This window comes from Sphingomonas sp. (assembly GCF_036387595.1).
GTDB lineage: Bacteria > Pseudomonadota > Alphaproteobacteria > Sphingomonadales > Sphingomonadaceae > Sphingomonas.
Window position 1 is genome coordinate 1 of record NZ_DASVTL010000097.1, and the last position, 21305, is coordinate 21305.

A 21305-nucleotide genomic window follows, 5' to 3' on the forward strand; every position below is an offset into this window, starting at 1 on the left:
CAGACTCGCGCCCGTATCCGCCGTGCCGCCCGACACCGGAGCAGGTCCAAACTCGAAATCCCCATAGGTCACCGCTTGTGGCCCGCGGGTTCGGGCCTCCAAGACTTTCGGGCGCCTGCCGGCAGCCGAAACTCTTCAGGAGAGCAGTCGGTCTGCTTATGGTTGAACGTCGGTGCATAGCTGCCATGTCCGCGACGATCACCTCATAATCGTCATAGGCCCAGCGCAACTGCCGCTGCGGCATTTGATCGTCCTCGACAATCAGGAGTTTGCGGGGAGAGGTGTCGGTCATGCGAAGTGCCTACAGGCGACGTTTCGGTTTACGGTCACTTCCTCCGGAAATCGAGAAAGCCGAGCTGCTGAGCGAAGGTGGGATTAGCGGTGACGCCCATTGTCGGATCGAGACCGCCATCTGGACCTCGTCCAAGCCAACCCAAGCGCTTTTCGATGCCGGTAGTCACCGGCACGTCGGTAATCTCGACGGTGATCCGCCGCAGCGTCACGCCTGCACCAAAGCTCTTGTCGAGCGCCGCCGGATCGACCCTCTCGACCGATTTCGGGTTTCGAACATCACGGAAGGTAACGAGCAGCGGATAGTCGCCTTGCGAGACCGACGCCGGCGATCGGATACGCTCGCTACGTCCAATGCGGCCAGCGCTCTCGACTATGTCGTTCCTGAACGCAGGATCAAGCGCTGCCATCGACACTTGCGCCAAGTCTTCCCGCATTAGGCTGGTCGTTTTCAGCAGCGCAAAAAGCGTACGCCCGTCCGCTAAGTCAACCGCTGCTGCATCACCCTTCACCGCCCAATCACGCGACCGTTCTTCGGGTAAAAGCTTGAGTGCGTTCCAAGCCGTTATTTCATAAACCGACGATCCTGATTTGATGCCCGCCGGGGTATCTACCTCGATCGTCAGCTTGAACCGGTAACGTTCTCTACTGAGCAGCCCGCAGCCAGACACTAGCGCCAGCAGGCAGCCCAGCGACGCTGCAATCGCGATGCGCCCCCCCATCATCCTGTTGTGCTCCCCTACTACCCTGTCGGCAATCCCGACGTTCAGCTAGCTCCCCTACGTTACGATTACGTCAGTGCTCTCGCGATTTCCGCTATTGGGCGAAACCGGCCTCTACCCTACAGACCGCACTTCGTGCCACCGTGCCTGCGATGCAAAGCGGCCTTCATCACCTGCCGGCACAAAACCAAATGCGAAGCAACAAGCGTCCGATGACGCGGGTTCACGCATCAACCAATGTCAACGTCGTCACGATGCCTAGGTATCTACCCGCCGCGGAACACGACATGTTGTATCCCTTCTATGGGACTGTCGGCAGCCCCACACCTCGGTACGCCCTCCGATCCGGCAATCCCGGCCTTCCACCCCCCGCCTCCAGCCCCCATATTCCGCGGCATGGCCATCCAGATTCGCACCAACCTATCCGAGCCGGAAACCGGCGAGACCTTCATCCCCCATCGCCCAACCCGCCCCGACAAGGTCGAAGGTGGACGCGCGTTCAAGCTGGTCAGCGAATATACGCCATCGGGCGACCAGCCGACCGCGATCCGCGAGCTGGTCGCCTCGGCCAGCGCGGGCGAGAAGGACCAGGTGCTGCTCGGCGTCACCGGCTCGGGCAAGACCTTCACGATGGCCAAGGTCATCGAGGAGATGCAGCGGCCCGCGCTGATCCTCGCGCCCAACAAGATCCTGGCGGCGCAGCTCTATGGAGAGTTCAAGTCGTTCTTTCCCGAGAATGCGGTCGAATATTTCGTCAGTTATTACGATTACTATCAACCCGAGGCGTATGTCGCGCGTTCGGACACCTATATCGAAAAGGAATCGTCGACCAACGAGTCGATCGACCGGATGCGGCATTCGGCGACACGCGCGTTGCTGGAGCGCGACGACGTCATCATCGTCGCCTCGGTCAGCTGCCTGTACGGGATCGGTTCGGTCGAGACCTATTCGGCGATGATCTTCGATTTGAAGAAGGGGCAGAGCGTCGATCAGTCGGAGATCGTCCGCAAGCTGGTCGCGCTGCAATACAAGCGCAACGATGCCGGCTTCGCGCGCGGCAATTTCCGCGTGCGCGGCGGCAATCTGGAGATATTCCCCTCGCATTACGAGGATACCGCGTGGCGGGTGGTGTTCTTCGGCGACGAGGTGGAGGAGATCGTCGAATTCGATCCGCTGACCGGCAAGAAGATCGCCAGCCTGAACTACGTCCGCGTCTTCGCCAATTCGCATTACGTCACGCCCGGGCCGACGCTGAAACAGGCGACCGAGGCGATCAAATTCGAGCTTGCCGAGCGGCTGAAGGAACTGGTCGGCGAGGCCAAGCTGCTGGAGGCGCAAAGGCTGGAGCAGCGCACCAATTTCGACCTGGAGATGATCGCCGCGACGGGATCGTGCGCGGGAATCGAGAATTACAGCCGCTTTCTCACCGGGCGGATGCCGGGCGAGCCGCCGCCGACGCTGTTCGAATATCTGCCCGAGAATGCGCTGCTGTTCGTCGACGAGAGCCACGTCACGATCGGCCAGATCAACGGCATGTCGCGCGGCGATCACCGGCGCAAGATCACGCTGGCCGAATATGGCTTTCGCCTGCCGTCGGCTATCGACAACCGGCCGCTGCGCTTCAACGAATGGGACGCGATGCGCCCGCAGACGACGTTCGTCTCGGCGACGCCGGGGTCTTGGGAGATCGAGCAGACCGGCGGCGTGTTCGCCGAACAGGTGATCCGCCCGACCGGGTTGATCGATCCCCCGGTCGAGATCAAGCCGGTCGAGGAGCAGGTCCAGGATCTGATCGTCGAGTGTCGCAAGACGACCGAGGCGGGCTATCGCACCCTCGTCACCACGCTGACCAAGCGGATGGCGGAGGATCTGACCGAATATATGCACGAGGCGGGGATCAAGGTCCGCTACATGCACTCCGACGTCGAGACGCTGGAACGAATCGAACTGATCCGCGACCTGCGGCTCGGCGTCTATGACGTGCTGATCGGCATCAACCTGCTGCGCGAGGGGCTGGACATCCCCGAATGCGGGCTGGTGGCGATCCTGGACGCGGACAAGGAGGGGTTCCTGCGCTCCGAGACATCGCTGATCCAGACGATCGGCCGCGCCGCGCGCAACGTCGACGGGCGCGTGATCCTGTATGCCGATCGCATCACCGGCTCGATGGAGCGCGCGATGAACGAAACCGCGCGTCGCCGCGAGAAGCAGGTCGCGTACAACACCGAACACGGCATCACTCCCACGACGATCCGCCGCAACATCGGCGACATCATCGCGCATGTCGCGAGCGGCGACCAGGTGACCGTCCCCATTGACGAGGATCGCCCTCACATGGTCGGCCACAATCTGCGCGCCTATATCGAAGGCCTGGAAAAGCAGATGCGCAAGGCGGCGAGCGATCTGGAATTCGAGACCGCAGGCCGCCTGCGCGACGAAATCCGCCAGCTGGAGCAGGAGGAACTGGGCCTGCCGGTGCAGGAGCAGAAGGCACCGATGATGGGGCGGAGCAACGAGGGCAAGCCGGGCACGCGCAAGATTCGGTACGGGAAGAGCCAGAAGATGCGGCTGGGCGATAGCCGGCGGGCGCGATAGCCTGTGCATCCTCGCACCTCAAGCTAAGTGGGAAGCGTAAGTCGGCTGGAGAAAGGGTACGATATGATCCGCAGCTTCGCCGACCCCGAAACCGAACGCATCTGGAACCGTGACCGCAGTCGGCGCCTGCGCGCCGATATGCAGCAGCGTGCGATGCGGCGGCTGACGCTGCTCGACTCTGCGCAGAGTCTGGGCGAACTCGGCAACCTCAAGGGCAATCGGCTTCACGCGCTCAAGGACGACCGCGCAGGCCAGCACTCCATTTCAATTAACACACAATGGCGTATATGCTTCGTTTGGAAGGACGGACACGCACATGATGTCGAGATCACCGATTATCACTGATCCCGATTGGCTCGAGAACGAACACGCTGGCCAATTGTTGGTCAGCGAATTTCTCGAGCCGGAAGACCTGACCGTCGAGCAGCTTGCCGAGGACGTGGGCGCGCAGCCTGAGTACATCGCGTCGGTAGTCGGCGGTTTGCGTCCGATCGACGCCGAACTGGACCTCCGTCTCGCGCGCTACTTCCGTATGTCCGAAGGATTTTTCCTTCGCTTGCAGGAACGATACGAGATCGTAAAAGCCAAGCGCGCGCTCAACGGCGCGCTCGACCGTATCGTCCCGCGCGCCGCCTAACCCTCCGCCAGCACGCCCCTGTTCACACCGTAATAACTCGCCACGCGATCGGCATAGGCCTGGTCGAACGAGGGCGCGTTGTTCGACCAGCTCGGGCCGCCTTCCAGAACCCGGCGGTCGATGGTGACGACATAGGCGTCGCGCACCGGATCATATTGCAGCAGTTCGAACGGCAGCGGGTAGAAGCTCTTGCCCATGCCCAGGAACCCGCCGAGCGACAGCACCGCATGGGTCGCGCGCCCGGTGCCCTTGTGGACCATGAAGGCCGCCACGGTGCCGACGGTATCGCCATCGCGACTATCGACCTTGAGCGTGTGGGCGACATTGGATTGCACCAGCAGCAGCGTGGGCGCGTCGGTAGGGCTAGTCATATGCGCGAATCTCCTCAGCTTCTCCCAACCGTCCGCGACCCTGCAGGGTTCCGCACGCCAGCGGTTGAGGTGCAGGGCGATCGCGCATAGGCTCTCCAGCATGCGCTTACCTATGATCCTGACTGTGCCCCTCGTGCTGGCCGGATGCGTGCCGCCGGCGCGGGTGCCTGCCCCGGAACCGGTGCGCGCACCCCCCGTCATTGCCCCGCCTGCGCCCCAGTCTCGGTCCGCGGACTGGCGCGACTGGCAGGTTACACCCGGCGTCTGGAGTTATGCGCGCGACGCACGCGGCTCCATCGCCTTGTTCGGCATGCCCGGCGCCGACGCACGACTGACGCTGCGGTGCGATGTGGCGGCGCAGCGGCTGTATCTGTCGCGGCAGGGTGCCGTCGCAGCGCCGCTGACGATCCGTACTTCCACCGCCACGCGCTCGCTGGCGGCTCAGCAGACCGGCGGGCAGCCGGCCTATATCGCCACCGCGCTGGCGCCTGGTGATCCGCTACTCGATGCCATTGCATTCAGCCGGGGGCGCTTCGTCGTCGAGCAGGCGGCGGTGCCTGCGCTGGTCGTGCCGGCATGGGCAGAAATCGGGCGCGTGATCGAAGATTGCCGGGGCTGATCGGCTTATCGCAGTTCTGCTATTTTGGTCTTGTGCACGGCGATCCGCCACCGCATATTCGCCGGGCACCCGGTTCCGGGTGCGCTCGTATCAACAAGCGAAAGGAGGTGATCCGATGTCTCATGGTTCAGCAGTGAGTTCGGTTCGGTTCGTTCGGGGGACGCGCCGCTAGACGTCCGCAGGGCTCGCCGCATCGGCGGGCCGGACTGATGGCGGATGCATGGTTTCCCGGGCTGGAGCTCTCCGGCCGCTGACCATGTCAGGAGGTTGTCGGGTCGTCGCGAGACGCCCGGCAACCTCTTTTCACATGTGCGCTCCCGCGGCGGACCCGTTCGCTCACGCGACGCAAGGTTTCAGACTCGCAGGTAGCGGAAATACCAGACCTCGTGTCCCTGCCGCCGGGCCTTGCGCTCGTATCGGGTTTCCGGCCAATCTCCAGGGCGTTTCAGAAAATCGCTTGGTGCCTCCGCCTGCCAGGCGAGATCGCGCCGGGCGTCCATCACCATCATCGCCCAGCGGCAATAGGTCGGATCGTCGGTGCCGAGGCGGAACTCGCCGCCGGGTTTCAGCTTGGCGGCGATCGCGTCGAGCGGGCCATGATTGACCATCCGGCGCTTGGCGTGCCGCGTCTTGCGCCAGGGATCGGGATGGAGGAGGTACACGCGCTCCAGACTGGCGTCGGGCAACCGCTCGATCACGTTCAACGCGTCGCCCATATGGAGGCGAACGTTGGGGAGGTTGCCATCGCGGATGTGCGCGAGCGCGCCGACCACGCCGTTGAGGAACGGCTCGCATCCGATGAAGCCGGCATCCCGATGGGCCGCCGCCTGCGCGGCGAGATGCTCGCCCGCCCCGAAGCCGATCTCCAGCTGGAGCGGCCGGTCGTCGCCGAAAAGCGTGGTCGCATCGAGGGCGCCGGCCTCGGGCACCGACAGCGTGGGCAGGGTCGCTTCGACCAATTCGGACTGACCGGCGCGCAGCTTGTGGCCCTGGCGGCGACCGTAGAGGCGGCGGATGGTGGCAGGATCGTTCATCGCGCGCGGCTCTAGCGGCCTTGCGCGTGGGAGCAAAGCGCCGCGCCGTCCGTTGCGGTCAAAGATGATCCATGAAAATTCAAGCACCGACACGGGCGATGGCAGCAGCGAGGGTGTCGAAGACCTCAAGGCCGCCAACGCCAAGGATCTCCACCAGGCGGTGCGCGAGGAGGGCGAATCCGAACTCGACCGGCCGATCCGGTCGCTGTTCTTCTCCGGCTTTGCGGGGGGCATGGCGATCACCAGCTCGCTGGTGGCGGAGGGCGCGCTGCACGAGGGGCTGCCCGACACGCCCTGGCGCGAACTGGTGGTGTCGCTGGGCTATCCCATCGGCTTTCTGGTCGTGATCCTGGGCCGGATGCAGCTGTTCACCGAAAGCACCATTACCGCGATGCTGCCGCTGTTCACGAAGCCTTCGGCCTGGGCGCTCAAGCGGACGCTGAGGCTGTGGGCGGTCGTGCTCTTCGCCAATCTGCTCGGCACCGCGGTGACCGGCGGCGCCATCGCCGGCGGCGTGCTCGCGCCGGGCCTGCGCGAGGCGATGGTCGATATTTCGATGGGGATCACCGAACTGTCCCCCTGGGCGACTTTCGTCAACGCCATACCCGCCGGCTTCATGATCGCGATCGTCGCCTGGGCGCTGCCCAATGCCCGCGAACAGGGTTTCCTGGTGATCTTCGCGATCACCTATGCGGTGGCGATCGGTGGCTTCAGCCATTCGATCGTCGGATCGGATGAGGCATTCCTGCTGATGTTCGCCGGGCATACAGGGGTCGTGCGGACTTTCGGCGAACTGTTGCTGCCCGCCATCCTCGGCAATCTGCTGGGCGGCGCAGGGGTATTCGCGCTGCTGGCGCATGCGCAGGTGCGCGGCGAGATGAAGGACGATTGATGGGCAAGACCAAGGATACTGCAAAGGCAATCGGCAAGGCGGACCGCGATGCGACCCACCATGCCGCACGGCATCGTGACGCCCCCGCGATCAAAGCGACCGGTTTCCTGGCCGAGATCGCCGATCAGCCGCAACTCATCACGCTGTCGATCGCGACGGCACTTATCGGGCTGTTCGCGCGCAAACCCGCCCTCGCGCGGGGCGGAGCACGGATGCTGGCTGCGCACCTGGCCGCGACAGGGGTGAAGTCTGCGATCAAACATTCGATCGACCGCACCCGGCCGGCACGCGCGATCGAAGACGGCGCGCATCGCTTCGAACCCGGCCACAGTGGCGATCACGAACTCAACAGCTTCCCCTCGGGGCATACGGCCGGGGCGGTCGCGGTGAGCCGGGCGATCGCGCGCGATATGCCGGGCGCGGCGGCACCCGCAGCGCTGGCGACCGTGGCGGTCGCGGCGGCACAGCCGGTGAACGGGAGCCATTATTTCTCCGACCTGGTAGCAGGTGCTGCGGTCGGGTGGGCGACGGAGGCGCTGGTCAGCGCGGTATTCGATCGGCTGGTGCCGGTGATCGACGAAGCGGTTCCGGCGCTGCCCGGCCGCGACGGGCCGGACGGCCGGTTGCAGGCGCCGGTTCAGCCCGGGGCGGGTCTGCGCGACGCCAGATAGAGCCAATCGCCCATGCCCAGCCATCCGCCGACCAAGGCGACCGGCGCGAACAGCGCGGCATAGGCGATCATCTTGGGGCTGCGTTTCCAGTGTTTCGGCGTGCCGAAACTGTAATCGAGACCGATCCGTATGCGGTCGGCGCGGGCGGTGGCATAGCCGGCCTTCTCGGTCAGCGTGCTCAGCGTCCGTCGGCTGAATTGATAGAGATGGTGAGGCGGCTCCGGATGCGGCCAATAGTCCAGCCGATGCGCGAGCCGGTAGGATAGCCGGGGAAACAGTCCGTCGATGTCGGGGGTGGATTGCAGCAGCAGACCGCCGGGCTTCAGCAATCTGCGGATTGCCGCCAGTTCACTGAGCGGATCGGGCAGATGTTCGACCACGTCGAAGAGGGTGATGACGTCGAAGCTGGCGTCCGCATAGCCTGCATCGCGCCAGTCGCCCGCGTGGACGTCCAGCCCGAAATGATCGCGCGCGAAGGCCGCGGTCGATAGCGAAAGCTCGGCGCCGCGAACGTCGAACCCTACCTGCGACGCCTCGTGGAGGAAAAGCCCCGTCGAGCAGCCGATATCCAGCAGTTTCACGCCCGCGGGATCGGGGACGCTCCTCCGCAGGAAGCGCAGGTGCTGACGCGCGGTATCGCGCATCCGGCCGAAGGCGGGGTTCGCCGGATCGAGCAAAGTCCCGTGATAGTCCGGATCGTCGGTATAGAGCGCCGCGATCTGCGCCGCAGACGGCGGGTTTGCGATGAAGGCCAGCCCGCACGCGCAGCACGCAACGAGATCGTAGCCGCCGGTGCTGAACAGCGGCCGGTGATCGCGCGCGCCGCACAGGTTGCAGGCGGGCGTCGGATCGGCGGCCTCGATGGCGCTGAGTGCGTTCATCGCCGCCGATTACGACGGATTATGCAAGACCGGGTTAACGCCCCCCGGCCGTCCGGAGATCAGCCCGCGACCGCAGCCTTCAGTCTCTCCACCAGATCGGTGCGTTCCCAGGTGAACAGGTCGCCGGTCGCCTCGCGGCCGAAATGGCCATAGGCAGCGGTCTTCGAATAGATCGGCGCGTTCAGCGACAGATGCTGACGGATGCCCTTGGGCGTCAGGCGAACGAGCTTGGGAAGAACCTCTTCCAGCTTGGCTTCCGACACCGTGCCAGTGCCGTGGGTATCGACATAGACCGACAACGGCTCGGCGATGCCGATGGCATAGGAAAGCTGGATCGTGCAGCGCGTGGCCAGGCCCGCGGCGACGACGTTCTTGGCCAGATAACGGGCGACATAAGCGGCCGAGCGATCGACCTTGGTCGGATCCTTGCCGCTGAACGCGCCGCCGCCGTGGGGCGCCGCGCCGCCATAGGTGTCGACGATGATCTTGCGCCCGGTCAGCCCGGCGTCGCCATCGGGACCACCGATCTCGAACGCGCCGGTCGGGTTGATGTAGAGCGCCGTCGCATCGGTGACGAAGCCGTCCGGCAGCACGTCTTTCAGCACGCCGACGACATAATCGCGCAATTCGGCATATTTCGCCGGATCGGCATGCTCGCCCTGAAGGCAATAGCCCGGCTTGTGCTGGGTCGAGACGACCAGCGCGACCGCGGCGACCGGCTTTTCGTTCTCATATTGCAGCGTCACCTGGCTCTTGGCGTCCGGCTCCAGAAAGGGTGCTGCGCCCGAGTGGCGATCGGCGGCCATGCGTTCGAGAATCTTGTGGCTGTAATAGAGCGTGGCCGGCATCAGGCCGGGAGTCTCGTCGGTGGCATAGCCGAACATGATCCCCTGATCGCCCGCGCCCTCGTCCTTGTTGGCGCCTTCGTCGACGCCCATCGCGATCTCCGCGGACTGGCCGTGGAGATTGTTGTGGAAGGCGAAACTCTGCCAGTGGAAGCCGGTCTGCTCATAGCCGATGCGCTTCACCGTCGCGCGGACAGCGGCCTCGATCTCGGCGAGCGCGCCGTCGGCCCACTTGCCGTCCTCGTACACGCCCTTGCAGCGAATTTCGCCGGCCAGCACGACCAGGTTGGTGGTCGTCAGCGTCTCGCAGGCGATGCGCGCCTCGGGATCCTTCGATAGGAACAGATCGACCACCGTGTCGCTGATCTGGTCCGCGACCTTGTCGGGATGGCCCTCGGAAACCGATTCGGAGGTGAAGAGATAGGAGCTGCGCATCGGGAGCCTCATAACGATATAAAGATAACTTTATATGACTTCTAGCGACGGCGCCGCCGGATAGCAATCGCGATCGCAAAGAGCAGCACCGCAACGGCCGCCGCCATCGCATTGCCGGTGCGCGAGAACAGGGTCGGCGGCAGGGGCGGTGGTATCGGCAGTTCGATCGCGCCTGCGGTCTCATGCGGGATCGTCGCCAGCAACTGACCATCGGCGGCAATGAGCGCGGAGATGCCGGTGGGGGTGGCGCGCACGATCGGCAGCCCTTCCTCGATCGCGCGCATCCGCGCCTGCGCCAGATGCTGCGGCGGTCCCCAGCGGCCGAAATACGCATCGTTCGACGGATTGAACAGCGCGCGCGGGCGGTGGGCGCGATCGAGGATCTGACCGGAGAAGATGATCTCGTAACAGGTCTGCACCCCGATCGCGCCGAAGCCGGGCAGCGTCAGATTGGCGGGGCCGGGCCCAGGGGTGAAGTCGATATCGCCGGGCACGACCGTCGCGAGGCCTAGCCGCCTGAGCAGCCACGGCATGGGCAGATATTCGCCGTAGGGCACCAGATGCGCCTTGTCGTAACGGCCGACGAGCCGCGCCTGCGCGTCTATCGCGAACACCGCGTTGGTAGCACCCGCGATGTCACCGCCGGGGGTGAAGCTGAGCGCGTTGCCGCCGGTCATCAGGATATCGCGCGGGCCGAGCACGCTGGCGATGCGCCGGCGGGTGTAGCTGGCGGGGCGTTCATAGGCCCATGCGGGGTAGCCGTCCTCGATCAGGTCGCGCACGATTCCTTCCGGCCACACGACGATGCGGGGCGCCGGGCCGGGCGCGCCCGATCGGCGGAGCAGCGCCTGCAGGACGCGCTCGCCATCGTCCTCGCTGCGATCCTCCTGGCCGATGTCGGGCTGAACGATGCGGACGCGGGGCGCATTGGCGGGTCGCGCCCAGGAGGTCGCGAAGCCCCTGTAACCCAGCCACTGGACGACCAGCAGCGCCGCCAGCGCCGCACCCGCGAGGACGGGCAGGCGACGGCGGGGGAGCAGGACCAGCGCCCCGGCGAACGCGATCGTCAGGCCGGAAAGCGCATAGGTGCCGACCCATGCGGCAAGCCCCGCCACACCCTGCACCGGAACCCAGATCACGCCGATCGGATCCCAGGCATAGCCGGTGAACAGCGCGCCGCGCAGCCATTCGGTGGCGATCCACGCCGCGGCGAAGATCAGGATGAAGGCGGCATCGGGGCGTTCGCGGCGGAAGCGCCAGGCGATCCCCGCCGCCATCGCGGGATAGACTGCCAGGTACAGCGCGAGCGCGACCGCGGCGAAATAGCCGAGGACCGGCGGCATCGCGTCCTGAAAGTCGAAGGCGTGCTGGAACCAGTTATTGTTGACCGTGAAATGGCCGACCCCAAAGGTATAGCCGCGCCACAGGCTCGCGCGGAAACCGGGCGCGGCGTGAACCAGCGCGATCCACGCGGCCAGGCAGCCGAGCGTGAGCGGCCACGCTTCGAGCGGCGCGAAGCCGCAGGCGGCGAGCGCGCCGAGAAGGAGGCAGAGGAGGGCGGGGGTCTGGCGTGCGAACATCGGTGACGCGCTACACCATCCTCCCCGGTACGGGGAGGGGGACCGTCCGCCGTAGCCGTAGGCGAAGGCGGATGGTGGAGGGGGTTCGCCACGAGCGGCTCGCTTGCGGCCTGCCCCCTCCACCCCGCTCTACGAGCGCGGTCCCCCTCCCCGTGCCGCGGAGGAATGTGTATGGCCATGTCATGCCACGTCCCTTCCACCTCGCCTTTCCCGTCCACGATCTCGCCGCGGCGCGTGCCTTCTACGGCGGCGTGCTCGGTTGCCCAGAGGGGCGGTCGAGCGATGCGTGGATCGACTTCGACCTGTTCGGGCATCAGATCGTCGCGCATCTGTCGCCCCAGGCTCGCCCAGCCGGAATCACCAACCCGGTCGACGGGCACGCCGTACCGGTGCCGCATTTCGGCGTGGTGCTGGAAATGGCGGACTGGCAGTCTCTCGCCGACCGGGTAGAGGCGGCGGGTGTGGCGTTCGGGATCGCGCCGCATGTCCGCTTCTTCGGGCAGGCGGGAGAGCAGGCGACGATGTTCTTCTGCGACCCTTCCGGCAACGCCCTGGAGTTCAAGGCGTTCGGCGACGACAGTCAAATCTTCGCGACCTGAAAGGCACCTCATGGGCACTCCGATCTCCCTCGATATTCCCCATTCGCTCGGCAAGGAGGGGGTGCGCGCGCGGCTGGACGGCGGCATCGGGCGGATCGGCGAGAAGATTCCCGGCGGCGCGCAGGTCGAGCATCGCTGGGACGGCGACGTGATGCACTTCACCGTCGCCGCAATGGGTCAGCGGATCGCGAGCGAACTGACGGTGTTCGAGGACAAGGTCCACGCGGTCGTCGATCTGCCCGCGTTCCTGGGGCTGTTCGCGAGCAAGGTCAAAGAGGCGATCGCGCGCGAGGCGCCCAAGCTGCTGAAATGATTACCTTCGTTCTGGCCCGCGCGGACAATGGCGTGATCGGCCGCGACGGCGCGCTGCCGTGGCATCTGCCCGCCGACCTCAGGCGCTTCAAGGCGTTGACGATGGGCCGTGCGATGGTGATGGGGCGCAAGACCTTCGACAGCTTTCCGGCGCCGCTCCCCGAACGGCGGCATATCGTGCTGACCCGCGACCCGGCCTGGCGCGCGGCGGGTGCCGAGGTCGCCCATTCGGTCGAGGAAGCGGCGGCGCTGGCGGGCAAGGATTTGGTGGTCATCGGCGGCGGCGAGGTGTTCGCGCTGTTCGCCCCCGACCGCGTCGAACTGACCGAAGTGCATGCGCAGCCTGCGGGGGACGCGTCGGTGCCGCCGTTCACGGAACTGCGCGAGACGTTTCGCGAGGATCATGCGGCGGAGGGCGGGCGCCCGCCTTACAGCTTCGTGACCCTCTTGCGCTAGGGTCCGCTGGCGTCGTCGCGCCTGCCTGCCTATAGACGCCGCCATGCAGCGGCTTGACGGCGGCGCCTCCATCCCTGCCGAGCTTGCCGGCGGGATCGTGGCGCTCGGCAATTTCGACGGGTTCCATCTCGGCCACCAGGCGGTGGTCGGCCGTGCGGTGGCGCGTGCGCGGGCGGAGGGGCGGCCGGCGCTTGTCGCGACCTTCGATCCGCATCCGGTGCGCCACTTCCGCCCCGATGCAGCGCCCTTCCGGTTGACGACCCTCGACCAGCGCGAGCGGCTGTTCGCCGCGGCGGGCGCGGATGCGATGGTGGTCTTCGCGTTCGATCAGGCGCTGGCGGCGCTGACCGCCGAGCAGTTCATTGCCGAGCGGCTGGTCGCGGGGCTGGGCATTGCCGGGGTGGTGACGGGGGAGGATTTCACCTTCGGCCGCGCCAAGAGTGGCGACGCCGCGGTGCTGGCAGCGGCGGGTGCGGCGCATGGCTTTGCGGCGGAGGTGGTCGGCCCGGTCGCGCTCGACGGCGAGCCGGTATCCTCGAGCCGCATCCGCGAGATGCTGAGCGCCGGCGACATGCACGGCGCGGCGCGGCTGCTGACCCGGCCCTATACGATCGCCGGGCGCGTCCAGCACGGGGACAAGGTGGGGCGGACGATCGGCTATCCGACCGCCAACGTCGATATGGGCAAGTATCTGCGTCCGGCCTACGGCATCTATGCGGCGCGCGGGCGGCTGGCGGACGGGCGGATGCTCGACGGCGCCGCGAACCTTGGCGTGCGACCGACGTTCGATCCGCCCAAGGAGTTGCTGGAGCCTCATTTCTTCGACTTTTCGGGCGACCTGTACGGGCAGTGCGTCGAGGTGGAACTGGTGGAATATCTGCGACCCGAGGCGAAGTTCGGTACCCTGGAGGCCTTGCAGGCGCAAATGGCGGCGGACTGCGAACGGGCGCAGGCGGTTCTTCGAGAAAGTTGAGATTCACGCGGAGGCGCGGAGACGCGGAGGAGGTGTATCCAGGACGTTCGTTGCATATCCCAATGTGACTGAATGGACTGGATGCGCGAGCGCCGCAGGCAAGCACTTCCTTTTCTCCTCCGCGTCTCCGCGCCTCCGCGTGAACAAACCTTCTGCCCCGATTTGTGAAACCCGCCCGCCAAAGCTAAAGCGCACCCATCCATGACCGAAGCATCCGAACCCAAGCGCGATTGGCGCGATACCGTCTTCCTGCCGAAGACCGACTTTCCGATGAAGGCCGGCCTCGCCGCCAAGGAACCCGCGATCCTGGAGCGCTGGGCAAAGATCGGCGTGTACGATCGGCTGCGCGAGCAGCGGCAAGGGTGCGAACGCTTCATCCTGCACGACGGCCCGCCCTACGCCAATGGCGACATCCACATGGGCCATGCGATGAACAAGGTGCTGAAGGACATCATCGTCCGCTCGCAGACCTTGATGGGCAAGGATGCGCCCTACGTCCCCGGCTGGGACTGCCACGGCCTGCCGATCGAGTGGAAGGTTGAGGAAGCGTATCGCGCGAAGAAGCTGAGCAAGGACGACGTGCCGGTCGCGCAATTCCGCGCCGAATGCCGCGCCTATGCCGAGAAGTGGGTCGACGTGCAGCGTGCGGAGTTCCAGCGGCTGGGGGTAATGGGCGACTGGGCCGATCCCTATCTGACGATGAAATACGAGGCCGAGGCCGCGATCGTCGCCGAACTGCTGAAGTTCGCCGAGAGCGGCCAATTGTACCGCGGTGCCAAGCCGGTGATGTGGTCCCCGGTGGAGAAGACCGCGCTGGCCGACGCCGAGGTCGAATATGAGGACGTGGTGTCGACGCAGATCGACGTCGCGTTCGAGATCGTGGACGCGCCGAACGCGCCGGAGCTGGTCGGCGCGCATGCGGTGATCTGGACGACGACGCCGTGGACGATTCCGGTGAACCAGGCGCTGAGTTATGGGGCGGAGATTGTTTACATCCTCGTTGACGTTGTTGGCGGTGAAAGCAGCGAAGCGCCACTCCGGTCACTCGGCCGCTTCTTGATCGCGGAGGAGCTTCAGTCGGATTTTGCTCAGCGGGTCGCCATGAAACTGGCGTCTTTCACGGATATTCGGATCCAGTGGAGCGGCAACGGGGCACTACTTGAACGCGCCACCGCCCGCCACCCGATGCACCATCTCTGCGGGTTCTTCGCCAAGCCCCGCCCTTTCCTGCCCGGCGACTTCGTCACCACCGATGCCGGCACCGGACTGGTCCACATGGCGCCCGATCATGGCGAAGACGATTTCCTGCTGTGCAAGACGCATGGCATCGACCCGGTGTTCGCGGTCGATGGCGCGGGGATGTACCGCGCGGACTGGGCCTGGCTCGGCGGGCAGGGGAGCGTCATCAACAAGAAGTTCGTGAGTGCGGACGGGCCGATCTGTTCGGACCTGCGCGCGAGCGGCGCCTTGCTGGCGGCGAGCGACGACTTCGCGCACAGCTATCCGCATTCTTGGCGGTCGAAGGCGAAGGTGATCTTTCGCGCCACGCCGCAATGGTTCATCCCGATGGATAAATCCCTCTCCCCTTGGGAGAGGGAGGGAGCGCCGCAGGCGCGGAAGGGTGAGGGCGACGCCCCCAGCATCCCACACTCACCCTCACCCCGCGCTGCTTCGCAGCTTGCCCAGCGCCAGGTAAATCGTCCCCCGGACGATTTAGATCATGCCGGGGGCATGATCGACCTGACGCTCCCGGGGGGAGAGGGGAACAAGGCCACCCTCCGAGAAACCGCGCTCGACGCCATCGCGCGGACCCGCTGGGTGCCGGCGCGCGCGGAGAACCGGATCACCGCGATGGTGCAGGGGCGGCCCGATTGGGTCATCAGCCGCCAGCGCGCTTGGGGTGTGCCGATCGCGCTGTATGTGGATCGGCGGACAGGTGCGTATCTGAACGACCCTGCCGTTAACGCGCGCATCGTCGCGGCGTTTGCGGAGGGCGGGGCGGATGCGTGGTTCACCGCGGATCATGCAGTGCTGCTCGGCCCCGACTACAACCCGGCGGATTACGAGCCGCAGAACGACATCCTAGACGTGTGGTTCGATTCCGGCTGCACCCATGTGTTCACCGTCGAGGCCCGCTACGGCGCGGACGTGCGCGCGGATCTGTACGTCGAAGGATCGGACCAGCATCGCGGCTGGTTCCAGTCGTCGCTGCTGGAGAGTTGCGGGACGCGGGGCCGCGCGCCGTATGACGCGGTGCTGACCCACGGCTTCGCGCTCGATGCCGCAGGGCGCAAGATGTCGAAATCGCTCGGCAACGTCGTCGATCCGCTCAAGATCATCGGCGAGAGCGGCGCCGATATCCTGCGCATGTGGGTCGCGTCGACCGACTATTTCGAGGATGTGAAGATCGGCAAGGAGGTGCTGGCGACCGCGTCCGACGCCTATCGCAAGCTGCGCAACACCTTCCGCTATCTGCTCGGCGCATTGGACGGCTTCGATGGGAGCGAGCGGGTGGCTGTCGCGGACATGCCCGAGCTGGAACGCTATGTGCTCCACCTGCTCGGCACGCTCGATGCGGAGCTGCGCGCGGCGGCGGATGGCTTTGAGTTCAATCGCTATCTGCGGCTGCTGACCGATTTCGCGCAGGACGACCTGTCGGCCTTTTTCTTCGATATCCGCAAGGATTCGCTTTATTGCGACGCCCACGGCGACGCCAAGCGCCGCGCGTATCGCACGGTGCTCGATACGTTGTTCCACGCGCTGGTCCGCTACGCCGCGCCGGTGCTGTGCTTCACCGCCGAGGAGGTATGGCAGGCGCGGTTCCCGAGCGACGACGGGTCGGTGCATTTCCTGGAATGGCCGGAACTGCGTGCGCTCGACGGCACCGATATGCTCACGACCAAGTGGCGCGATATCCGTGCGCTCCGGACTCAGGTGACCGAGGCGATCGAGCCGCTTCGCCGCGAGAAGATCGTCCGCTCCAGCCTGGAGGCGGAGGTGATCGTGCCCGCACTGCCGGGCGACACCGACATACTGACCGAGGCGTTCATCGTCGCTTCGTTGACGGCCGGTGAGACGCTCGGCGTGTCGCGCACCGACTATCTCAAATGCGGGCGCTGCTGGCGGCATCTGCCCGAGGTGACGGACGACGGCGACCTGTGCGCGCGCTGCTCCGACGTGGTGGGCACGGCGGCGGTCGATGCGTAGCGTCCCCCGTACCGGGCTGATCGCCGCGGCCGCGCTGTTCGCGGGCGACCAGCTGACCAAATGGGTGGTCACCCGGCCGCTCGGCATCGCGCAGGCGGGGGATGTGCGTGAGATCGTGCCGTTCTTCGATCTGCGCTTCGTGCCCAACATCGGCATTTCGCTGGGGCTGCTGCCCGCCGACGGGCATCTGACCCGCTGGGCGCTGGTGCTGCTGACCGGCGCGATCGCGGCCGGTGTAGCGGTGTGGATGTGGCGGGAGCGCAACCGGGCCGACCAGATGGCGCTGGGCTTCGTGCTGGGCGGCGCGCTCGGCAATATCCTTGATCGGGCGCGTTTCGGCTATGTCATCGACTTTGCCGACCTGCACTTCCCAACACCGTGGGATCCGCAGTGGCGCCCGTTTTTGGTCTTCAATCTCGCCGATGCGGCGATTACGATAGGCGTGCTCGTCCTGCTCGTCCGGGCGTTCCTGACCCGCGACAAGCCTGACGCCCCAGTGGAGAATATACATGCGTAAGATCATCGTGGCCGGCGTCGCCGGTGCCCTGCTGCTGTCGGGCTGCGGCACGAGCGGGATCGACCGTGCGCGTCCAGACGAGTTCGCGGTGGCCCGGCAGGCACCGCTGGTGATCCCGCCCGATTTCGCGCTCGTGCCTCCCGCGCCTGGGGCCGTACGGCCGCAGGACAATACCGGCAATGCGCAGACGCTGGATGCGCTGTTCGGCGGCTCGGCTCCGCGCAGTGCGTCGGAGCGGGCGGCGGTCAGCGCGGCAGGCGGCGACAGCGCGGAGCGGGGCATCCGATCGAACGTCGGCGATCCCGATACCAACGTCGTCGACAAGGGTGCGACGACCCGCGACATCGTGGCGGCGCCCGAGGGCGACGGCCAGGATGCCAAGGCGAGCGCGACGCCGAACTGAGGGCCAAACTCAGGGGGGCTGGGTTTCAAACGGCCCGGATCGGCTCGTCCTCACCCTTCCGGCGCGTTCCGCGCCTCCCTCCCTCTCCCGGCGGGAGAGGGAGGGGGCCCGCTGCCGAAGGCAGTGGGAAGGGTGAGGGCGACCCTTACGATCCCATCACCCCTCGGTAGGCGCCCGCTTAGAACGCCGCGGTCAGCGAGAACACGACCTTGCCGTTGGCGATTGAGCCGGTGCCGTCCTGTCCCTCGCTGAAGCTGGGCTGCAGATAGGCGGCATCGCGCTGCGAGATGTCGGTGTCGATATAGGCGGCGCCGAGCGTCAGCGGGGTGCCGGGGATCGTGAAGTCGGCGCCCACCAGCCAATCGACATACTCGCCGGTCGGCGCGACGCTGGTCGCGAACGGCCCCAGGCCCTTGTTGCCGTTCGAATAGCCGATGTGGCCCTTCAACGTCAGGCCTGTGTCGGGAATACCGGTGCTGACGTCGCCCCACACGTACAGGTTGCTGTCCTTGGCGTTCACCCGATCGTACACGCCGGCCGCGGCCGAGGCTCCGTTGGTGAACCAGGGGCCGAGCGCCTGCTGCTTTGGCGCATAGGCGACGCCAGCGGTAAGGTTGACGGGGCCTGCGGTGCCCGACAGCTTGGCATAAGGCTCGAAGAAGTCGGTGTTGTCGAAGCCATTGGGGTACATGTACCAGGTGACGCCGACGTCGAGCGTGCCGCCGCCGACCGGAACCTTGTAGCCCGCGATCAGGTCCAGCTCCATGTTGGCGCCGCCGAACGTGCCCCAGCCCGCCAGGTTGGACCCCCAGGTGCCGATATATACGCCGCTTTCGTGCGCGATCGTGATGCCGCCCTGAATGGCCAGATTCTCGTCCGACTGCGAAACGCCGCGAAAGCGATAGTCGCTGACGAGGCCGACCGTGCCGCTGACGGTAACGGGCTTGGGGGGAGCGGTCTCTTCCTGCGCAAAGGCGGGAGCGGACGCGGCCAGCAGCGTGCCGGCCAGGAGGAAAGTGGTGAAGCGCATCGTGTCCCTTTCGAAGGTCGATGTCCCCGCCTGCATACCGCACCGTGCCGCGTCTGTCGGAGCGATGCTCCCGCGCGATCTTCCTGTTCGGTCGCCGACGCATGCCAGCGGCTGTTGCGGCGCACAAGACGTTTCGGTGACAGCTGGACGTTTGCCTGCTGCCGTGTGGCGCGGTTGCAACAGCCGCGTGCGTCAGCCGCGCGCGGTGCGGAAGCGGGCCAGGCCGCGATCCAGGTCGGCGATCAGGTCACCCGGATCTTCCAGCCCGATCTGGAGGCGGATCAGCGGCCCGGCATCGTCGCGCGTCGTGACGGTGCGATGGCGGCGGGGATCGACCGGCAATGCCAGGCTTTCGAACCCGCCCCAGCTGTAGCCGATGCCGAAATGGTCCAGTCCGTCGATCAGCGCAGCGCGCGCCGCCTCGTCGCCGCCGTCCAGCACAAAGGAGAACAGTCCACTCGCGCCTTTGAAGTCGCGGACGAAATGCGCGTGGCCGGGGCAGGAGGGTAGCGCCGGGTGGAGGACGCGCGAAACTTCGGGGCGGGCGGCGAGCCAGCGTGCGATTTCTAATGCGCTCGCCTGATGCTGGGCGAGCCGGACCGCCATCGTCCGCAGCCCGCGGCTGGCGAGCCAGCAATCGTCAGGACTGGCCACCTGACCCAATGCGAAACTGGTGTCGCGCAGCGCCTTGAACCGGCCGGGCGCGGCGGTGACCGATCCCAGCATGACGTCGCTGTGGCCGACGACATATTTGGTGCAGGCCAGCACGCTGAGGTCGATGCCGTGCGCGATGGCCGGGAACAGCAGCGGGGTGGCCCAGGTGTTGTCCAAAATCGTTACCACGCCGCGCGCCTTGGCAGCGGCGACGATCGCGGGCACGTCCTGCACCTCGAACGTCAGGCTGCCGGGACTCTCCAGCAGGATCGCGGCGGTGTTCTCGGCGATCATTCCGGCGATATCGGCGCCGATCAGCGGATCGTAATAGCGCGTCGAAATGCCGAATCGCTTGAGCAGGCCGTTCGCCATCGACCGCGTCGGATCATAGGCGGTGTCGGCCATCAGCAGTTCGTCACCCGGCGACAGCACCGACAGCAACGCGGCGGCGAGCGCGGCCACGCCCGAGCAATAGAGGAACGTGCCCTCCGCGCCGGGTTCCAGCGACGTCAGCGCGTCGGCCAGGCTCCACTGGGTCGGCGTTCCCTTGCGGCCGTAGAACAGGCGGTGATGGGGATCGGTGCGGCTGCCCTCGCGCAGGGCGGCGACATCGTCGTAGAGTATCGTCGACGCCCGCCACACCGGCGTGTTGACGATCCCCTGCGTCCACTCGGGGCGGCGGCCCGCACTTGTCACCCGCGTCGAATCGCCCTCCGGCGGCTTGCTCATGCGCGTGCTTTCGGGGTCGCGGGGTCGGCGCCCCATTCGCTCCAGCTGCCGTCGTACAGCGCGATGTGATGGCCGAGAAGGTGCGCGGCGAAAACGAGACACGCGGCGGTAACCCCCGAACCGCAGGTGGCGACGACGGGTCTGGCGAGGTCGACACCTGCATCAGCGAAGGCGGCACGCAGCGCATCGCCCTGCTTCCAGGTGCCGTCCGCTTCGAACAATGCGGCATAATGCAGGCTTCGCGCGCCGGGGATGTGACCGGGCTCCACTCCGGGCCGGCTTTCGGGCTCCCGGCCGTCGAAGCGTGCGGGGGAGCGGGCATCGACGACCTGCTCGATCGCAGTGACGAGATTGGCACGCATGGCATCGAAGGTGCGCACGCTGCACAAGGGCAGGCAGGCATCGAACGCCGTCGGGGTGTTGGATACGTCTCCGGACGCGAGCGGGCGCCCATCGGCACGCCATTTGGCCAGGCCCCCGTCGAGGATCGTGACGTCGGCGATCCCGGCCATCCGAAGCATCCACCACGCGCGCGCCGAAGACCGCAGCGGCGATGCGTCGTAGAGGACGATCTGCTCGCCCGCCCCGATGCCGAGCATGGCGAGCCGCTGCGTGATCGCATCCGGCGCGGGAAGCGTCATCGGCAGCGACGACGCGGCGTCGGCAAGCGTCGCGAGATCGAGGAACATGGCGCCGGGAATGTGCGCCGCATCGAATTCGGCGGCGGCATCGCGGGCGTGTTCGGCGAGGTAATAACTCGCATCGACGATGCGCACGGCCCGCGCGTGCTCGGCGAGCCAGTCGGTGGATACCAGGGCGTTCATGGCCAGTGTCCTACGACCCGCAACCGCG

22 protein-coding genes and 1 pseudogene are annotated in these 21305 nt (G+C 66.4%); 13 read left to right on the plus strand and 10 right to left on the minus strand.

Features of this window, described 5'->3' with window-relative positions; translation table 11 throughout:
* Window positions 1-292, minus strand: a pseudogene (locus VF643_RS11580) (hypothetical protein); the annotation flags it as partial.
* A gap of 34 nt (window positions 293-326) precedes the next feature.
* On the minus strand, window positions 327-1016 hold the full coding sequence (locus tag VF643_RS11585) for a hypothetical protein (protein ID WP_331043548.1): 690 nt from the start codon (window positions 1014-1016) through the stop codon (window positions 327-329).
* Window positions 1017-1409: 393 nt separating this feature from the next.
* On the opposite strand from VF643_RS11585, the gene uvrB reads away from it, so the two are divergent.
* The 3 genes from uvrB to VF643_RS11600 all read left to right on the plus strand — a co-directional run bounded on the left by uvrB (window position 1410) and on the right by VF643_RS11600 (window position 4245).
* Window positions 1410-3608: an excinuclease ABC subunit UvrB gene (uvrB, locus tag VF643_RS11590; protein WP_331043549.1), complete on the plus strand. Its 2199-nt coding sequence runs from the start codon at window positions 1410-1412 to the stop codon at window positions 3606-3608.
* 63 nt (window positions 3609-3671) lie between these two features.
* The gene (locus tag VF643_RS11595; RefSeq protein ID WP_331043550.1) at window positions 3672-3953 is read left to right on the plus strand and encodes a type II toxin-antitoxin system RelE/ParE family toxin; all 282 of its coding nucleotides are present in this window, start codon (window positions 3672-3674) and stop codon (window positions 3951-3953) included.
* A complete protein-coding gene (locus VF643_RS11600; protein ID WP_331043574.1) occupies window positions 3928-4245 on the plus strand; it encodes a HigA family addiction module antitoxin in 318 nt (105 codons plus the stop codon). Before VF643_RS11595 ends, VF643_RS11600 begins: the two co-directional genes overlap by 26 nt.
* On the opposite strand, the gene VF643_RS11605 is transcribed toward VF643_RS11600, so the two are convergent.
* On the minus strand, window positions 4242-4616 hold the full coding sequence (locus VF643_RS11605; RefSeq protein WP_331043551.1) for a PRC-barrel domain-containing protein: 375 nt from the start codon (window positions 4614-4616) through the stop codon (window positions 4242-4244). The two genes, VF643_RS11600 and VF643_RS11605, sit on opposite strands and share 4 nt — an antisense overlap.
* 100 nt (window positions 4617-4716) lie before the next feature.
* Here VF643_RS11605 and VF643_RS11610 point away from each other — a divergent pair, with 100 nt between their 5' ends.
* Window positions 4717-5235, plus strand: coding sequence for a hypothetical protein (locus tag VF643_RS11610; protein WP_331043552.1), 519 nt, complete (start codon window positions 4717-4719; stop codon window positions 5233-5235).
* A 353-nt stretch (window positions 5236-5588) separates the two neighbouring features.
* Here the strand turns inward: VF643_RS11610 and trmB are convergent, their stop codons facing one another.
* Entirely contained in the window at window positions 5589-6269 is a 681-nt protein-coding gene (gene trmB / locus VF643_RS11615) for a tRNA (guanine(46)-N(7))-methyltransferase TrmB (RefSeq protein WP_331043553.1), read from the minus strand.
* 64 nt (window positions 6270-6333) lie between these two features.
* Between trmB and VF643_RS11620 the strand changes: the two genes are divergently transcribed.
* Window positions 6334-7161, plus strand: a complete 828-nt coding sequence (locus tag VF643_RS11620) for a formate/nitrite transporter family protein (protein WP_331043554.1) — start codon at window positions 6334-6336, stop codon at window positions 7159-7161.
* Window positions 7161-7832 carry a phosphatase PAP2 family protein gene (locus VF643_RS11625; protein ID WP_331043555.1) on the plus strand — a complete coding sequence of 224 codons (672 nt, stop codon included), beginning with the start codon at window positions 7161-7163 and terminating at the stop codon, window positions 7830-7832. Before VF643_RS11620 ends, VF643_RS11625 begins: the two co-directional genes overlap by 1 nt.
* Here the strand turns inward: VF643_RS11625 and VF643_RS11630 are convergent.
* From VF643_RS11630 to lnt, 3 genes are read right to left on the minus strand one after another with little or no spacing between them, the layout of a single operon-like run.
* Window positions 7799-8713, minus strand: a complete 915-nt coding sequence (locus VF643_RS11630; RefSeq protein WP_331043556.1) for a class I SAM-dependent methyltransferase — start codon at window positions 8711-8713, stop codon at window positions 7799-7801. The two genes, VF643_RS11625 and VF643_RS11630, sit on opposite strands and share 34 nt — an antisense overlap.
* Before the next feature lie 59 nt (window positions 8714-8772).
* A complete protein-coding gene (metK, locus tag VF643_RS11635) occupies window positions 8773-9993 on the minus strand; it encodes a methionine adenosyltransferase (RefSeq protein WP_331043557.1) in 1221 nt (406 codons plus the stop codon).
* 41 nt (window positions 9994-10034) lie between these two features.
* Complete coding sequence (gene lnt / locus VF643_RS11640; protein WP_331043558.1) at window positions 10035-11573, minus strand: apolipoprotein N-acyltransferase; 1539 nt, start codon at window positions 11571-11573, stop codon at window positions 10035-10037.
* A 182-nt stretch (window positions 11574-11755) separates the two neighbouring features.
* Here lnt and VF643_RS11645 point away from each other — a divergent pair, with 182 nt between their 5' ends.
* The 7 genes from VF643_RS11645 to VF643_RS11675 all read left to right on the plus strand — a co-directional run bounded on the left by VF643_RS11645 (window position 11756) and on the right by VF643_RS11675 (window position 18040).
* Window positions 11756-12172 (plus strand): VOC family protein, encoded by a 417-nt coding sequence (locus tag VF643_RS11645; protein WP_331043559.1) that lies wholly within the window; start codon window positions 11756-11758, stop codon window positions 12170-12172.
* A 10-nt stretch (window positions 12173-12182) separates the two neighbouring features.
* Entirely contained in the window at window positions 12183-12485 is a 303-nt protein-coding gene (locus tag VF643_RS11650; protein ID WP_331043560.1) for a polyhydroxyalkanoic acid system family protein, read from the plus strand.
* Window positions 12482-12940, plus strand: coding sequence for a dihydrofolate reductase (locus tag VF643_RS11655; protein ID WP_331043561.1), 459 nt, complete (start codon window positions 12482-12484; stop codon window positions 12938-12940). Before VF643_RS11650 ends, VF643_RS11655 begins: the two co-directional genes overlap by 4 nt.
* A 43-nt stretch (window positions 12941-12983) precedes the next feature.
* Window positions 12984-13913, plus strand: coding sequence for a bifunctional riboflavin kinase/FAD synthetase (locus VF643_RS11660; RefSeq protein ID WP_331043562.1), 930 nt, complete (start codon window positions 12984-12986; stop codon window positions 13911-13913).
* A 201-nt stretch (window positions 13914-14114) separates the two neighbouring features.
* Window positions 14115-17120 carry an isoleucine--tRNA ligase gene (locus VF643_RS11665; protein ID WP_331043563.1) on the plus strand — a complete coding sequence of 1002 codons (3006 nt, stop codon included), beginning with the start codon at window positions 14115-14117 and terminating at the stop codon, window positions 17118-17120.
* A complete protein-coding gene (gene lspA, locus VF643_RS11670; RefSeq protein ID WP_331043564.1) occupies window positions 17113-17637 on the plus strand; it encodes a signal peptidase II in 525 nt (174 codons plus the stop codon). The genes VF643_RS11665 and lspA overlap by 8 nt, the downstream gene beginning before the upstream one ends.
* Window positions 17630-18040: a DUF3035 domain-containing protein gene (locus tag VF643_RS11675; protein WP_331043565.1), complete on the plus strand. Its 411-nt coding sequence runs from the start codon at window positions 17630-17632 to the stop codon at window positions 18038-18040. The genes lspA and VF643_RS11675 overlap by 8 nt, the downstream gene beginning before the upstream one ends.
* Window positions 18041-18218: 178 nt before the next feature.
* Here the strand turns inward: VF643_RS11675 and VF643_RS11680 are convergent, their stop codons facing one another.
* From VF643_RS11680 to VF643_RS11690, 3 genes are all read right to left on the minus strand, one after another.
* Complete coding sequence (locus VF643_RS11680) at window positions 18219-19070, minus strand: TorF family putative porin (RefSeq protein WP_331043566.1); 852 nt, start codon at window positions 19068-19070, stop codon at window positions 18219-18221.
* A 192-nt stretch (window positions 19071-19262) separates the two neighbouring features.
* Window positions 19263-20453: a cystathionine beta-lyase gene (metC, locus tag VF643_RS11685; RefSeq protein ID WP_331043567.1), complete on the minus strand. Its 1191-nt coding sequence runs from the start codon at window positions 20451-20453 to the stop codon at window positions 19263-19265.
* Window positions 20450-21277 carry a sulfurtransferase gene (locus VF643_RS11690; protein ID WP_331043568.1) on the minus strand — a complete coding sequence of 276 codons (828 nt, stop codon included), beginning with the start codon at window positions 21275-21277 and terminating at the stop codon, window positions 20450-20452. Before VF643_RS11690 ends, metC begins: the two co-directional genes overlap by 4 nt.
* Between the last annotated feature and the right edge of the window lie 28 nt (window positions 21278-21305).

Excerpts from the sequence above, each read along its gene's own strand:
- VF643_RS11665 (WP_331043563.1), top strand. The coding sequence starts at position 14,115 with ATGACCGAAGCATCCGAACCCAAGCGCGATTGGCGCGATACCGTCTTC.
- VF643_RS11645 (WP_331043559.1), top strand. The coding sequence starts at position 11,756 with ATGCCACGTCCCTTCCACCTCGCCTTTCCCGTCCACGATCTCGCCGCG.
- metC (WP_331043567.1), bottom strand. The coding sequence starts at position 20,453 with ATGAGCAAGCCGCCGGAGGGCGATTCGACGCGGGTGACAAGTGCGGGC.
- VF643_RS11595 (WP_331043550.1), top strand. The coding sequence starts at position 3,672 with ATGATCCGCAGCTTCGCCGACCCCGAAACCGAACGCATCTGGAACCGT.
- VF643_RS11630 (WP_331043556.1), bottom strand. The coding sequence starts at position 8,713 with ATGAACGCACTCAGCGCCATCGAGGCCGCCGATCCGACGCCCGCCTGC.
- VF643_RS11605 (WP_331043551.1), bottom strand. The coding sequence starts at position 4,616 with ATGACTAGCCCTACCGACGCGCCCACGCTGCTGCTGGTGCAATCCAAT.
- VF643_RS11625 (WP_331043555.1), top strand. The coding sequence starts at position 7,161 with ATGGGCAAGACCAAGGATACTGCAAAGGCAATCGGCAAGGCGGACCGC.
- metK (WP_331043557.1), bottom strand. The coding sequence starts at position 9,993 with ATGCGCAGCTCCTATCTCTTCACCTCCGAATCGGTTTCCGAGGGCCAT.
- VF643_RS11585 (WP_331043548.1), bottom strand. The coding sequence starts at position 1,016 with ATGATGGGGGGGCGCATCGCGATTGCAGCGTCGCTGGGCTGCCTGCTG.
- uvrB (WP_331043549.1), top strand. The coding sequence starts at position 1,410 with ATGGCCATCCAGATTCGCACCAACCTATCCGAGCCGGAAACCGGCGAG.
- trmB (WP_331043553.1), bottom strand. The coding sequence starts at position 6,269 with ATGAACGATCCTGCCACCATCCGCCGCCTCTACGGTCGCCGCCAGGGC.
- lspA (WP_331043564.1), top strand. The coding sequence starts at position 17,113 with ATGCGTAGCGTCCCCCGTACCGGGCTGATCGCCGCGGCCGCGCTGTTC.
- lnt (WP_331043558.1), bottom strand. The coding sequence starts at position 11,573 with ATGTTCGCACGCCAGACCCCCGCCCTCCTCTGCCTCCTTCTCGGCGCG.
- VF643_RS11675 (WP_331043565.1), top strand. The coding sequence starts at position 17,630 with ATGCGTAAGATCATCGTGGCCGGCGTCGCCGGTGCCCTGCTGCTGTCG.
- VF643_RS11610 (WP_331043552.1), top strand. The coding sequence starts at position 4,717 with ATGCGCTTACCTATGATCCTGACTGTGCCCCTCGTGCTGGCCGGATGC.
- VF643_RS11650 (WP_331043560.1), top strand. The coding sequence starts at position 12,183 with ATGGGCACTCCGATCTCCCTCGATATTCCCCATTCGCTCGGCAAGGAG.
- VF643_RS11600 (WP_331043574.1), top strand. The coding sequence starts at position 3,928 with ATGTCGAGATCACCGATTATCACTGATCCCGATTGGCTCGAGAACGAA.
- VF643_RS11620 (WP_331043554.1), top strand. The coding sequence starts at position 6,334 with ATGATCCATGAAAATTCAAGCACCGACACGGGCGATGGCAGCAGCGAG.
- VF643_RS11660 (WP_331043562.1), top strand. The coding sequence starts at position 12,984 with ATGCAGCGGCTTGACGGCGGCGCCTCCATCCCTGCCGAGCTTGCCGGC.
- VF643_RS11655 (WP_331043561.1), top strand. The coding sequence starts at position 12,482 with ATGATTACCTTCGTTCTGGCCCGCGCGGACAATGGCGTGATCGGCCGC.
- VF643_RS11680 (WP_331043566.1), bottom strand. The coding sequence starts at position 19,070 with ATGCGCTTCACCACTTTCCTCCTGGCCGGCACGCTGCTGGCCGCGTCC.
- VF643_RS11690 (WP_331043568.1), bottom strand. The coding sequence starts at position 21,277 with ATGAACGCCCTGGTATCCACCGACTGGCTCGCCGAGCACGCGCGGGCC.